At 63.2% G+C, this 13,128-nt stretch carries 10 protein-coding genes and 1 riboswitch; of the genes, 4 read left to right on the forward strand and 6 right to left on the reverse strand.

Annotated features, from left to right (window positions below; translation table 11 throughout):
- Positions 1-138: 138 nt before the first annotated feature.
- The 6 genes from thiC to C1H69_RS01280 form a co-directional block, all read right to left on the reverse strand.
- Complete coding sequence (gene thiC, locus C1H69_RS01255; RefSeq protein WP_102651609.1) at positions 139-2,028, reverse strand: phosphomethylpyrimidine synthase ThiC; 1,890 nt, start codon at positions 2,026-2,028, stop codon at positions 139-141.
- Positions 2,029-2,068: 40 nt separating this feature from the next.
- Positions 2,069-2,737 (reverse strand): thiaminase II, encoded by a 669-nt coding sequence (tenA, locus tag C1H69_RS01260; RefSeq protein ID WP_102651610.1) that lies wholly within the window; start codon positions 2,735-2,737, stop codon positions 2,069-2,071.
- Between the two features lie 82 nt (positions 2,738-2,819).
- Positions 2,820-2,951, reverse strand: a riboswitch (TPP riboswitch).
- 52 nt (positions 2,952-3,003) lie between these two features.
- Complete coding sequence (locus C1H69_RS01265) at positions 3,004-6,384, reverse strand: translocation/assembly module TamB domain-containing protein (RefSeq protein ID WP_102651611.1); 3,381 nt, start codon at positions 6,382-6,384, stop codon at positions 3,004-3,006.
- 58 nt (positions 6,385-6,442) lie between these two features.
- A complete protein-coding gene (locus tag C1H69_RS01270) occupies positions 6,443-7,372 on the reverse strand; it encodes a lysophospholipid acyltransferase family protein (protein ID WP_102651618.1) in 930 nt (309 codons plus the stop codon).
- A gap of 6 nt (positions 7,373-7,378) precedes the next feature.
- Positions 7,379-7,777 (reverse strand): DUF4870 family protein, encoded by a 399-nt coding sequence (locus tag C1H69_RS01275; RefSeq protein ID WP_240609769.1) that lies wholly within the window; start codon positions 7,775-7,777, stop codon positions 7,379-7,381.
- Between the two features lie 84 nt (positions 7,778-7,861).
- Positions 7,862-8,254 (reverse strand): VOC family protein, encoded by a 393-nt coding sequence (locus C1H69_RS01280; RefSeq protein WP_102651612.1) that lies wholly within the window; start codon positions 8,252-8,254, stop codon positions 7,862-7,864.
- A gap of 65 nt (positions 8,255-8,319) precedes the next feature.
- Between C1H69_RS01280 and C1H69_RS01285 the strand changes: the two genes are divergently transcribed.
- The 4 genes from C1H69_RS01285 (at position 8,320) to C1H69_RS01300 (ending at position 13,050) form a co-directional block, all read left to right on the forward strand.
- Positions 8,320-8,961: a class I SAM-dependent methyltransferase gene (locus C1H69_RS01285; protein WP_102651613.1), complete on the forward strand. Its 642-nt coding sequence runs from the start codon at positions 8,320-8,322 to the stop codon at positions 8,959-8,961.
- Positions 8,962-9,174: 213 nt separating this feature from the next.
- On the forward strand, positions 9,175-10,617 hold the full coding sequence (locus tag C1H69_RS01290) for a YfcC family protein (protein WP_102651614.1): 1,443 nt from the start codon (positions 9,175-9,177) through the stop codon (positions 10,615-10,617).
- Positions 10,618-10,768: 151 nt separating this feature from the next.
- A complete protein-coding gene (arcA, locus tag C1H69_RS01295; protein ID WP_102651615.1) occupies positions 10,769-12,025 on the forward strand; it encodes an arginine deiminase in 1,257 nt (418 codons plus the stop codon).
- 14 nt (positions 12,026-12,039) lie between these two features.
- The gene (locus C1H69_RS01300) at positions 12,040-13,050 is read left to right on the forward strand and encodes an ornithine carbamoyltransferase (RefSeq protein ID WP_102651616.1); all 1,011 of its coding nucleotides are present in this window, start codon (positions 12,040-12,042) and stop codon (positions 13,048-13,050) included.
- The last annotated feature ends 78 nt before the right edge of the window (positions 13,051-13,128 follow it).

Raw genomic sequence — 13,128 nt, forward strand, 5'->3', positions numbered from 1 at the left:
GTTGCTTCCATGGGAGGCGACGGGCAAACCGCCTTCGTAGCGTATAGGCTACATCCGACCCTTTCCTCCTGTCGCCATCAGGCGGAAAAAAGCACGCCGGCCCCGGGCCGGCGTGCTGAAGGAGGAAAACGGACTGCATTACACTTCCTTGTAGAGTTCCGCACCTTGCTGGCGGAACTTCTTCGCCTGCTCTTCCATGCCCTTCATGACCGCTTCCTGGTCGCCGTCGAGGCCGTTGTCCCGGGCGTAGTCGCGGACTTCCTGGCTGATCTTCATGGAGCAGAACTTGGGACCGCACATGGAGCAGAAATGGGCCACCTTGGCGGAGTCCTTGGGCAGCGTCTCGTCGTGGTACTCCCGGGCAGTGTCGGGGTCCAGGCCGAGGTTGAACTGGTCTTCCCAGCGGAATTCGAAGCGCGCCTTGGACAGGGCGTTGTCTCGGCGCTGAGCGGCCGGGTGGCCCTTCGCGAGGTCGGCGGCGTGGGCGGCGATCTTGTAGGTGATGATGCCCGTCTTCACGTCGTCCTTGTTGGGCAGGCCGAGGTGCTCCTTGGGGGTGACGTAGCAGAGCATGGCGCAGCCGTACCAGCCGATCATGGCCGCACCGATGCCGGAGGTGATGTGATCGTAGCCCGGTGCGATGTCGGTGACCAGCGGGCCCAGGGTGTAGAAGGGGGCCTCGTCGCAGTATTCGAGCTGCTTGTCCATGTTCTCCTTGACCAGGTGCATGGGCACGTGGCCGGGGCCCTCGATCATCACCTGGACGTCGTGCTTCCAGGCGATATGGGTCAGCTCCCCCAGCGTCTTGAGCTCGGCCATCTGCGCCTCGTCGTTGGCGTCGGCCACCGAGCCGGGGCGCAGGCCGTCGCCCAGCGAGAAGGCCACGTCGTATTGCTTGCAGATCTCGCAGATTTCCTCGAAATGCGTGTAGAGGAAGCTCTCCCGGTGGTGGAAGAGACACCACTTGGCCATGATCGAGCCGCCGCGGGAAACGATGCCGGTAACACGCTTGGCGGTCAGCGGCACGTAGCGCAGCAGCACGCCGGCATGGATGGTGAAGTAGTCCACGCCCTGTTCGGCCTGCTCGATCAGGGTGTCGCGGAACACCTCCCAGGTGAGATCCTCGGCCACGCCCTTGACCTTCTCCAGCGCCTGGTAGATCGGCACCGTGCCGATGGGCACCGGGGCGTTGCGGATGATCCACTCGCGGGTCTCGTGGATGTTCTGCCCGGTGGAGAGGTCCATGATGGTGTCGGCGCCCCAGCGGATGCCCCAGGTCATCTTGTCGACCTCTTCCTCGATGGAGGAGGTCACCGCCGAGTTGCCCAGGTTGCCGTTGATCTTCACCAGGAAGTTGCGGCCGATGATCATCGGCTCGGATTCCGGATGATTGATATTATTGGGGATGATTGCCCGGCCCTCGGCCACTTCCCGGCGCACGAACTCCGGCGTGATCTCCTCGGGCAGGCGGGCGCCGAAGCCCTGCCCCGGATGCTGATGGCCGAGAATGCGCTCGACCTCTTCGGTCCCCAATGCCTGGCGGCGCTGATTCTCGCGGATGGCAATGAACTCCATCTCCGGGGTGACGATGCCCTGGCGGGCATAGTGCAACTGGGTAACGTTCTTTCCAGGCTTGGCGCGGCGTGGCGTGCGGGTCAGGTCGAAGCGCAGCTGGGCCAGCAGGGGATCGTTGGCGCGGCGCTGGCCATACTCGCTGGTGGGGCCGTCGAGGAACTCGGTGTCACCGCGTTCCTCTATCCAGGCACGACGCAGTGCGGGAAGGCCGCGACGCAGGTCGATGGCGGCGTCCGGATCGGTATAGGGTCCTGAGGTGTCGTAGACCAGCAGCGGTGGGTTCTCCTCGTCGGTGCCGGAGGTCTTCGTCGGCGACAGCGATATCTCGCGGAAGGGAACGCGAATGTCGGGACGCGAGCCCTCGATATAGAGCTTGCGCGAGCCGGGTAGCGGTTGGATGGCTGCCTCGTCGACCTGGGCGGTATCGGCGAGGAAGTGGACGGTCTTGCTCATGGGCGGGGTCCTTGTTGCGTTTGTTGTCGTCGCGGGGCGGTCAGAGGCTGCGGTCGAGCCCCATCTGCCAGAAATCGATCTCCAGGCGCGTGGCGTCGCGAAATACCGCGCAGAGTTCATCGAAGCGGGCCGGCGTGACGTCGGCCAGGCGTGCATCGAGCCAGGCGAGCTCGGCATGCATGGCGGCTTGGAACTCCTCACTCTCGTACATGGCGATCCAGGCGTCATAGGGGTTGGCCTCGCCGCGCACCGTGAAGACCTGGGTGTTGAGCCAATTGGCGATCTCGCCGTAGCCGACCAGGCAGGGCGCCAGGGCTACGTGGAGATCGAGCAGGTCGCCGCGATTGCCGGTATCCAGCACGTAGCGGGTGTACGCCATGGTGGCTCGGGCCTCGGGCAGCGTGGCCAGCTGCTCTTCGCTGATTCCCCATTCGCGGCAGTAGCCCACATGCAGGCCCAGTTCCACATCGACGATGGCCTTGAGGCCTTCATGGGCCTGGCGCAGGTCGGCGAGGGTACGGCTCTTGTAGGCGGCCAGGGCATAGGCCCGGGCGAAGTGGATCAGGAACAAGTAGTCCTGCTGCAGATAGTGTCGAAAGGCGCCGTCGTCGAGCGTACCGGTACCCAGGTTGCGCACGAAGTCGTGTTCGATGTAGGCGCGCCAGTCGTCGTGGCAGGCGCGGGTCAGGTCGGTGAAGTGATAGCCCATCTTGCCTCCGGGTCTGAACGGATCCGGAGCGTGGCGGGAGGGGAGGAAGGGTGGCTGGGATGGGGCGGCGAGAGATGCCGCCAAGGGGCCACCGCTTGATCCCTACGCCGGTACGAGCCGGATCAGGTTCTACGGGCCCCGCTGTGACGACAGGCCTGGCCAGCATGTCGTATGGCGATCTCAGCCGGTTCCACCGGCACCCCGTCAAGCGTTGTGGCCAGTCTAGCAGGTCGGCGGCCTCTTTCCAGCCATCCGTATCACTTGATTCATTCGGCCTGGACGTCCAGCCGTTCGAACCAGGCCCCGCCCTCGGGCAGCTCCAGCTCGCTGGCGGGCTGGCCGCTGACGTACCACGACCGGGCGTTGCGCAGCTGCCAGCGTCGCCTGCCGTCGTCGATCTCGATTCCCAGCCGCAGCGGTCCGTAGCGGGCGAAGGCACGGCCGGTGAGCTGTGAATCGCGCAGGGCGAGGTTGGCCAATAGTTCCAGGCGCTCGCCGCTCCGCACGGCGAGATTCTCCAGGCGTACGGTGTCGTCGCTCAGCATGACCCGAGTCTCGCCGTGTACCTCGCCGAGGGTGAGGCGTTCGCGCAGCCAGCGTCGCTCGCGGGCGGCATCGACGAGCAGATTCACCAGCAGGCCGCTGTCGCGCATGGCCAGTTCGAGCTGGGCGTCAAGCTCCAGTGGCCTCTCCCAGCGCATGCGCCCCTCGGGCAGCGCGAGCCGCGCCCACCAGCCGTGGCTGAGATTGCCGCCGGCGTCCGCCAGACGCACGCCGTCGAGACTGAGCCGCGAGCCGGAAACGTCGAAGTCGAGGGCTTCCAGATCGCCGTCGGTGAGCCGGGTTTCCAGGTGCAGGGCGCCCTCGAGAGTCTGCTCGTGCAGGGCGAGGCGGGCGTCCGGCGCATGCAGCTCCAGGCGGCCGGCGGCGCGCATGCCTTCGAGCTGCAGATGGGTGGCGATGTGCGCCTGGCCGGCGAGCAGCTCGATGGCGCCGCCCCGGGGCAGGTAGTCGTTGAACGCGGCCAGATCCGGTGCCACCAGGTGGGGAATGTCGATGCGCGTACTCAGTTCGCGTAGCCCTTCGGACAGATCGAAGTGGCGTGCCCGGCTGTGAATGTCCAGCAGCCGGCCCTCGATCAGGGCGCCTTCGTCCGTCTGACGGCGCAGGCCGAAGCGGGGCAGCGACAGGTTGAGCTCCGCTCCTGGGTCGTCGACCGTCACTATCAGCGAGCCGTCGCCGAAGGCCGCGTAGTGCAGGAAGCGGGCACTGAGCCGCTCGGAGTGAACGCGCAGCTGGCTGCCGGGGGTGGCCTCGCCGTCGGCGAAGCGCAGGTCGGCGCTCAGGCGTCCGCCACCCTGGATCGCCAGGCCGTGTTCGTCGGGTAGAAAGGCGTTGAGAAAGCCGAGTCGGTCAAGCAGGCCATCCAGCCGCAGCGTGCCGGAAAGCGGCATGCGCGGCGCCTCGCTGCCGGGCCAGTCGATACCGCCCTGAAGCCTTGCCTGACGGACCACCAACTGGGTACGCAGGGGTTCGGCGCCGTTCGTCGAGGCATCGAGGGTCAGGCGGCTGCCGGAGAGGTCGAGGCGCTGGCTGGCGGGGTGGAGGTCGCGCAGCTCGAGGGTCAACTGCAGCTCGCCATCGAACGCTTCCTGCAGCAGGCGGCCGCGGATGGCGCCCCCCGTCAGGGTGGCCCGTCCCTGGGCGCGCTCCTTGGCGATCAGGAGCTGTCCGTCGCTGCCGGCCCGACCGCCATGCAGCCGCAGCGGGGCCGTCTGGGGCAGGTAGGCATCGAGCACGCTGACGTCGGGAATACGTGCGCCGCGCCACTCTATCTCCGCGGTGGTGGGGCTCGCAGTCTGAGGGCTTGCCTTGGCGGTGGCGGCAAGCGCGAGATGTTCGGCCTGGAACAGCCGGCGGCCATCCGTGAGGCGAGTCAGGTCTACGTCGCCGAAGGCGAGCTCGACGCTTGCCGCGGGGTGGGGCTCGCCGGGTGTCAGGAGTAGGCGCGCACGGCCGTCGCCACGGGCGTGAAAATCGAGAAAGCGCGCTCCCAGCGCTTCGGAGCGGACATCGAGTTGGCTGCCCGGCAGCGGCTGGCCGTCGCGCACCTGAAGAGCGGCATCGAGCCGGCCGTCACCCTGCAGGGCGAGGCCGCGTCCGTCGAACAGCCCGATGAGGAAAGGGTCGAGCACGCCGAGATTGGCAACGTGGCCGCGTAGTTCCAGTTCCGCTTGCCATGGGATTTTACGATCGAGCAGGGCGTCGTCGTCCAGCTCGCGCCAAGTCAGCGGCGAGTGAAAGCGGGCGGTGGGCAGCTCGAGGGCGGTGGTGAGCGGCTGCGCCTCGCCCGGGGCCGCCGCCTCGAGATCGAAGCGCGTACCGGAAATGTCCACTGCGCCACGTTCGACGTCGAGCTCGACGATGGGCAGGTGCAGGCCTAGCCGACCGGTCAACGGCTGCTCCCCGAGTCGCACCGAGATGGCCTCTCCGGCAAGATCGAAGCCGCCGGCGAGGCGCTCGGTGTCATAGACAAGTCCGCCCTGAAGCCGTGCCGTGCCGCCTTCCAGCGTCAGCGGCACGGGGGGTGGCAGGTAGCGATCGAAGACGGCGATGTCGAACGCCTCGGCGTTGCGCCAGTGCAGTTCGGCGCGCTGCAGTTCGTCCGGCGGGGCGTGCAGGCGCAGCACGGGGGTCTCCAGCGCCAGTCGGAACCCTTCGCCGCCGAGCAGCGGCTGGGTCGAGGAGGCGGTGCCGGGCGAGGTGTCGGGTGTCGCCTCGAACATCTCGATGTCGTCGAGTTCGAGGGCCAGGCGAGCGCTTTGCGCCACCTCGACCTCAATGGCACCGGAGCCGTCGATCCGATAGAGCGCTCCCGCTTCCAGCCAGTGACGCTCGTCGAGCCGTACGCTCAGGCGAGGGGAGTCCAGGCGCAGACGGCTGCCCGTCTGCACGTCGCCGTACTCGATGGCGATGTCGCCGGTCAGATCGCCGCGGCCGTCGATCTCGAGCCAGCCCAGTGCGGCAAGGTAGGGGTTGAAGACGTCGTAGGCGTCGCTGTGCCCGGCCAGGGCGAAGGTGCCGGAGACGAAGCGTGTCGCCTCGGCACCGGGGTGTTCGGCCAGGATCAGCGGTGCCAGGCGCAGGTCGGCGTCCAGCGTCACGCCTTCCACCAGTACCGTATCGCCATGCAGCACGGTGCCCTCTTCCAACTGCAGCGAGGTGCTTTCGGTGCCGATCTCACCGGCGCGCCAATGGAAGCCCGCCAGCTGCAGGGTGCCACTGCCCTGCAGGCGGTAGGCGTCGAGGCTGGCCTGACGGATCCCCTCGGCTTTCAAGGCACGAACGCTGACTTCTCGGTGGAGCAGGGGAGCGAGGGCGAAGCGCAGGGTGGCGCGTTCGGCCGCGAGCGTGAAGTCACGCTCGGCGGCGCTGCCGACAAGGCGCAGCTGGGTGACCTCGAGCTGACCGGGAAAGAGCGTCCAGGCGCGCTCCCATTCCAGGGAGAACCGTGGCGAGCGGTCGAGCTGGGTGCGGCCCCAGGCGCTGGCGAGCAGGGCATTGGCGCTGACCAGATAGAGTGCGTAGAGCAGCGCCAGGGGCAGTAGGAGCCATGCCAGCGCCCTGAGCGGCGTGGTACGGGTCATGAATGGCGTTCTCGTCCTTGAGGCATTCACCCCTCCTGCGTACGAATGGCGGCAAGGTTCAGTAGAGCCGATACTCCTGGTGGTTCGGCACGCCCTGCTGCTCCTCGATCACCTTGCGGTAGCGCTTGTATTCCCACTGGTACTGGGCCGGGTCGAGAGCGATGGCGGCTTCCACGCAGGCATTCACCCCGCCAGCGGAGGCGGCTTCATCGGTCTCGTAGACGCGCTCGTCGGCGGCCAGGAAGTGGATGGCGAAGCCGCGGCCGGGCAGGCGCATCGCCACGCCGGTCACCACCCGCGCGTCAGTGCGGGCGACCAGCTTCGGTAACAGCGTCGCGGTGTAGGCCAGGCGATGGTAGAAGGGGGCGAAGACGCCGCTGCCCCAGCTTGGCTCCTGGTCGGGCAGGATGCCGATGGCCTCGCTGCGCTTGAGTGCCTTGAGCAGTGCCGCCACCCCGCGGGGGTTGGTGGGCACCAGGCTGGCACCCATGCGCTCACGCCCCTGGCGAATTACCGGGTCGAGGGTCTCGATCTTGGGCGGCTCGTACATGGCGGTAAAGGGAAAGTGGCCGGATAGCCAGAAGTTGAGGACTTCCCAGTTGCCGAAATGGGGGGCCAGCACGATGACGCCACGGCCTTCGGCACGTGCCTCGTCCAGCAGTTCGCGGCCATGGACCTCGACAATCGAGGCCTCGACCCGCGACGGGGCCGCCATCCAGGCGAAGCCCAGTTCGAGCATGGTGGCGGTGGAATGGGTAAGGCTCCGGCGAGCCAGTGCGCCGCGGTCACGAGGGTTCTGGTCGGGATAGACCTGAGCCAGATTGATGTCGGTCACTTCGCGCTCGCGATGGCTGAAGCGGTGGACCAGCGGGCCTGTCCATCGGGCCAGGCGCCAGAGCGTGGTCAACCGGCGCCCGGCCAGTGTTCGCCAGAGTGTCGCAATGGCTCGAGCCTGCAGGGAGGCGGGATGTTTTTCGGATGTCGCCATGATCAATCAGAACAGCCAGGTTTCCACGTTGTCGGGAACACGCTTTTCCTGCAGTCCCTTCAGGCCCTTTACACAGCGGACGACCAGCCAGACGACGGCCAGCAGCCAGGTCACGAAGCCGATCATGACCAGGGTCAGCAGACCGGAAACGGCGAAATAGAGCAGGGCCAGCCAGAAGGTGCGAATCTGGTACCGGTAGTGTTCATCGAGCCAGTACGGCCCCTTTCCCCGATAGACATAGGCGATCACGACGCCAATCAGCGCTGTCAGGCCGCCGGTGACCACCCCGGCCAGATAGAGGGTATAGACGACGATGGGGACGGTGGTGTCGGGCGAGTTTCCCGTTTCGGTGACGACACGGTTGCCATGGTCATGGTCCTTGTCGCGGTGCAGGTTATCGGTCATGGTGCGTCCACGAAGGTGAATGGCTAGGCGCCAATGATACCGACCAGCGGCGCCAATGCCACCCGGCGATGACGGATTCGGCCGTTACTCACTACCGGGCTTCATCGCACGGCTGATTTCCAGCAGGTTGCCATCGGGGTCGCGCAGATAGAGTGACTCGATGGGGCCGTTGGCTCCCTGGCGAGGAACAGGACCGAGCTCCACCTCGACATCGAGTGCTTCCAGGTGGCGCTGTACCTCTTCCAGCGGCAGCAGGCTACGCAGGCACAGGTCGAGGCTGCCGGGGGTAGGGGTGGCGGCGCGGGGTTCGATGTCGGTCGCTGTCCAGTGCAAGCGCAGGGCCAGGTCGCCCAGCATCAGGTCAACGCGCTCGCGGTCGCGATAGCGGACTTCCAGCCCAAGCACGCGGGAATAGAAGTCCACGGCACGTGATATGTCGGTCACGGTGATGACCAGGTGGTCCAGACCCGACAGCATTGCGGCCTCCTTGTTGTGATGTGTTTCGATACGCTCTGATTCGTCAGGCCCAAGAGGATACGACGATGCCGACCTGCCCGCTATGCGCATCCACCGAGACGCCACACTTTTATCATGATTCTCGGCGTGTCTATCATCGCTGCGCCTGCTGCGACCTGATCTTCGTGCCGGCGGAGCAGCACCTGGGGCCGGAAGCGGAAAAGGCGGTCTACGATCGGCACGAGAACAGCCCCGATGATCCGGGTTATCGGCGATTCCTGTCACGACTTTACGGCCCGCTGTGCAAGCGGCTGGCTCCGGGGGCCCGGGGGCTCGATTTCGGCGCAGGCCCCGGTCCGACTCTATCGGTCATGTTCGAGGAAGCGGGCCACCCCATGGCGATCTTCGATCCCTTCTATGCACCTGACGTGGCCGTGCTGGAGCGACGGTACGATTTCGTCACCGCGACCGAAGTGGCGGAGCATCTTTTTGCACCGGGCCAGGAATTCGAGCGCCTCTCCGGCCTGTTGAAGCCGGGTGGCTGGCTGGGGCTGATGACCAAACGGGTCACCACCCGGGAATCCTTCGAAAGCTGGCACTATATCCTCGATCCCACCCATGTGTGCTTCTTCAGTGAAGCGAGTTTCGAGTGGCTGGCGAATCATCTGGAGATGCATGTCGAGTTTCCGGCATCGGACGTGGTATTGATGCAAAAAAAGTCAAGGTAAGTTGTGTTTAACCCGCCATTGGGTGGCGCGGCTGGTTTTGTTACGTCTGGTGTTTGTCGTTACTTGACTTGAGTCAATCATGCCGCAAACTTAAAGGAAAAACATGGAGAACTTTGTGGGCGATGCATACTTTCACCTTAGCAAGATGAAGTGTGTCGTTGTCATGAAAAGGAGCATCCTTTTCTTATGCGAAGTTAGTGGGGATTTCAGACTATGGAAAACGCTGAATCTGAAGTGAAGGGTGGTAGAGCCAAGTTTCGTTTTCCCACCGCATTTACTATTTTATTTGCGCTAACGATTCTGGCCGCGATACTGACTTGGATCGTGCCCGCCGGTCAGTACGATAGAGTCAGCGATGAGGAACTGGGGCGCGATGTACCGGTGGCAGGCAGCTATCAACAAGTTGACGCCAATCCGCAGGGCATCACCGAGATCCTGATGGCTCCGATCGCCGGGCTGTACGACCCTGATAGTTATGAAGCCAATGCGATCGATATCGCGCTGTTCGTATTGATAATCGGAGGCTTCATCGGCGTAGTCACGGCGACCGGTGCTATCGATGCCGGCATTGGTCATGCCATGAAGGGAATGGCCGGTCATGAAAAATGGATGATCCCCATTCTTATGGGCCTGTTTGCCCTCGGTGGCACTACCTATGGCATGGCCGAGGAGACGCTGGCATTTTATATGCTGCTGATTCCCATCATGATTGCGGCAGGTTATGACTCGGTAACGGCCGTCGCGATCATCTTGCTGGGAGCGGGGGTGGGGGTGCTGGGTTCCACCGTCAACGCTTTTGCCACGGTGATTGCATCCGATGCAGCGGGTATTCCTTTCACCGATGGCCTCGTTCTGAGGCTGGTGATTCTCGTCCTGTGCTTTGTTGCCTGTGTATGGTACGTGATGCGCTATGCGGAAAAAGTTAGACAAAATCCGAAAGCCTCCATTGTCTACGACCAGCAAGATGCCAATCGCAAGTATTTTCTAAGCAGCCGGGATATGGAGACCGATATAGCGTTTACCCGGACCCACAAGGCCGTACTGGTACTCTTTGCCTTTACCTTTCTGGTCATGGTCTGGGGCGTTCTGATTGCCGGTTGGTGGATGGGAGAGATGACGGCACTGTTCCTGGCTGCCAGTCTTGTCATTGGCCTCGTGGCCCGGCTGGGCGAGGAAGGTTTTGTAAACTCCTTTGTCGGCGGTGCCAAGGAGCTTTTGGGTGTCGCTCTGATCATCGGTCTTGCCCGAGGCATCGTGGTCATCATGGATTCCGGAATGATCACCGATACCATCTTGCACTGGTCCGAAGAAACGGTGAGTGGCCTGCCAAGCGTGGCGTTCATCAATGTGATGTACTGGCTGCAGGTCATGATGTCGTTCTTCGTTCCCTCCTCATCGGGCCTTGCGGTCATGACCATGCCGGTCATGGCGCCCATGGCGGACTTTGCCGGCATCGGCAGAGATCTGGTGGTGACGGCCTATCAATCGGCGAACGGACTGGTGAATTTGATCAACCCGACGTTTGCAGTGGTCATGGGGGCGCTGGCGATAGGGCGGGTTCCCTATGAACGCTGGCTGCGCTTCATGTGGCCACTACTGCTGATCCTGACCGTGATCATTCTGGCCAGTCTGAGTCTGTCGGCCCTGCTTGGCTGAAGATGGCGGTGGCAGGCAGCGTGCCGGGTCAGCGCACTGTTTGCCACCATACCGCGCAAGCCCTCGTCTTTTGTTCCCGGCCATGGCCACAAGCCGCTGAGTCGCTATTGAAACGATGCATGCATACCGACATGCGAAAAGGAGAAGCGTCATGTCTTCCAGCCCCCACAAGTTCGGTGTCCATTCCGAAGCAGGCAAGCTGCACAAGGTGATGGTCTGCTCACCCGGGTTGGCTCACCAGCGTCTGACACCGAATAATTGCGATGACCTGCTGTTCGACGATGTACTCTGGGTCAGTCAGGCCAAGCGTGATCACTTCGATTTTGTCACCAAGATGCGCGAGCGTGGCGTGGAAGTCCTGGAGATGCATAACCTGCTGACCGACACGCTGAAGAACCCTGAGGCTCGTAGATGGATACTTGATCGCAAGATTACCGCCAATCATGTCGGCCTTGGGTTGCAGGACGAGGTGCGCGCCTGGCTTGACGAGATGGAGCCCCGCCGCCTCGCCGAATTTCTTGTCGGCGGCGTGTCGGGGGCCGATATGACCGGGTATCATGGAGGGGAGGTCGTGAAGATGTTTCGCGACTACCTCGGCCATTCAAGCTTTATCCTGCCGCCATTGCCGAACACCCAGTTCACCCGCGATACGACCTGCTGGATCTACGGCGGAGTGACGCTCAACCCCATGTATTGGCAGGTTCGGCGCCAGGAGACGCTGCTTGCCACGGCGATCTATAAGTTCCATCCGATGTTCACCGAAGCCGACTTCCCGATCTGGTACGGCGATCCTGATGTCGACCATGGTCTGGCGACTCTGGAGGGCGGTGACGTGATGCCGATCGGTAACGGTGTCGTATTGATTGGCATGGGTGAGCGTAGCTCGCGGCAGGCTATTGGCCAGGTGGCACAGGCGTTGTTTTCAGCCGGCGTGGCCAAGCGAATCATCGTTGCCGGCCTTCCTAGATCGCGCGCGGCCATGCATCTGGATACCGTTTTCAGTTTCTGCGACTACGATCTGGTGACCGTCTTCCCCGACGTGGTGCGGGATATCGTCGCATTCAGTCTGCGACCGGACGAGAGCAAGCCGGGCGGCATCGATTTGCGCCGTGAAGAGAACGGCTTTCTTGCCGTGGTAGCCGACTCTCTTGGCCTGCCGGCATTGCGGGTCGTCGAGACAGGCGGCGACAGCTTCGAGTCCGAGCGCGAACAGTGGGACGATGGCAACAATGTCGTGGCGCTGGAACCCGGGGTCGTCATCGGGTACGACCGCAATACTCACACCAACACCATGCTGCGCAAGGCCGGGGTTGAGGTTATCACCATCAGCGCCAGCGAACTGGGTCGAGGGCGGGGAGGCGGCCGCTGTATGACCTGTCCGATTATCCGTGACCCTATCGATTACTGAAAGGGAGATCCGCCATGGCATTCAATGTTCACCATCGCAGCCTGCTTAGCCTGCTGCATCACAGTGAGCAAGAGCTGCGCTACCTGCTCGACCTTTCCCGCGATCTCAAGCGAGCCAAGTATTCCGGTACGGAACAGCAACTCCTCAAGGGTCAGAACATCGCTCTGATCTTCGAGAAGACATCGACCCGCACCCGCTGTGCCTTCGAGGTGGCGGCCTACGACCAAGGCGCCAACATTACGTTCATCGACCCGAGCTCCTCGCAAATCGGTCACAAGGAGAGCATGAAGGATACCGCTCGCGTACTGGGTCGCATGTACGATGCCATCGAGTATCGTGGTTTCAAGCAAGAGGTAGTCGAGGACCTGGCCAAATATGCCGGAGTGCCGGTATACAACGGCCTGACCGAGGAATATCACCCGACCCAGATGCTCGCTGACGTGATGACTATGCGTGAATACAGCGACAAGCCGCTGCACCAGATCAGCTATGCCTATCTCGGAGATGCTCACAACAACATGGGGAGGTCCCTGTTACTGATCGGTGCCAAGCTGGGGATGGACGTGCGCATTGCCGCCCCCAAGGCCCTATGGCCCCATCAGGAGTACATCGATACCTGTCAGCGGTTTGCCGATGAAAGCGGTGCGACAATCACCCTGACCGAGGATCCCGAGGCCGCGGTCAGCGGCGTCGATTTCATCCATACCGACGTCTGGGTTTCGATGGGTGAACCGGTGGAGACATGGGGCGAACGTATCGAGCAACTGTTGCCCTACCAGGTAAACAGTGAGCTGATGCAGTGCTCCGGCAATCCGCGGGTCAAGTTCATGCATTGTCTACCCGCCTTCCACAACACGGAGACCGAGATCGGCAAGCAGGTCGCCGACCGGTATCCGTACCTGTCGAATGGCATTGAAGTGACCGAGGAGGTCTTCGAATCGCCGGCCTGTATCGTTTTCGAGCAGGCAGAAAATCGCATGCACACCATCAAGGCAGTACTCGTCGCCACGCTGGGTGGCATCTAGGCTCTGTACGAAAACTGTCTGCGCTCGACCATACGGCGTTAAAAATCGGCTCAAAGTACTCATTTACACCCCGTAAAC

This window comes from Billgrantia endophytica (assembly GCF_002879615.1).
In the GTDB taxonomy this organism is placed as follows: domain Bacteria; phylum Pseudomonadota; class Gammaproteobacteria; order Pseudomonadales; family Halomonadaceae; genus Halomonas; species Halomonas endophytica.

What these genes read in the sequence shown, in the direction of transcription:
- C1H69_RS01275 (WP_240609769.1), bottom strand. Translation starts at nt 7,777, where the DNA reads ATGACCGATAACCTGCACCGCGACAAGGACCATGACCATGGCAACCGT.
- C1H69_RS01290 (WP_102651614.1), top strand. Translation starts at nt 9,175, where the DNA reads ATGGAAAACGCTGAATCTGAAGTGAAGGGTGGTAGAGCCAAGTTTCGT.
- arcA (WP_102651615.1), top strand. Translation starts at nt 10,769, where the DNA reads ATGTCTTCCAGCCCCCACAAGTTCGGTGTCCATTCCGAAGCAGGCAAG.
- C1H69_RS01265 (WP_102651611.1), bottom strand. Translation starts at nt 6,384, where the DNA reads ATGACCCGTACCACGCCGCTCAGGGCGCTGGCATGGCTCCTACTGCCC.
- tenA (WP_102651610.1), bottom strand. Translation starts at nt 2,737, where the DNA reads ATGGGCTATCACTTCACCGACCTGACCCGCGCCTGCCACGACGACTGG.
- C1H69_RS01300 (WP_102651616.1), top strand. Translation starts at nt 12,040, where the DNA reads ATGGCATTCAATGTTCACCATCGCAGCCTGCTTAGCCTGCTGCATCAC.
- C1H69_RS01285 (WP_102651613.1), top strand. Translation starts at nt 8,320, where the DNA reads ATGCCGACCTGCCCGCTATGCGCATCCACCGAGACGCCACACTTTTAT.
- thiC (WP_102651609.1), bottom strand. Translation starts at nt 2,028, where the DNA reads ATGAGCAAGACCGTCCACTTCCTCGCCGATACCGCCCAGGTCGACGAG.
- C1H69_RS01280 (WP_102651612.1), bottom strand. Translation starts at nt 8,254, where the DNA reads ATGCTGTCGGGTCTGGACCACCTGGTCATCACCGTGACCGACATATCA.
- C1H69_RS01270 (WP_102651618.1), bottom strand. Translation starts at nt 7,372, where the DNA reads ATGGCGACATCCGAAAAACATCCCGCCTCCCTGCAGGCTCGAGCCATT.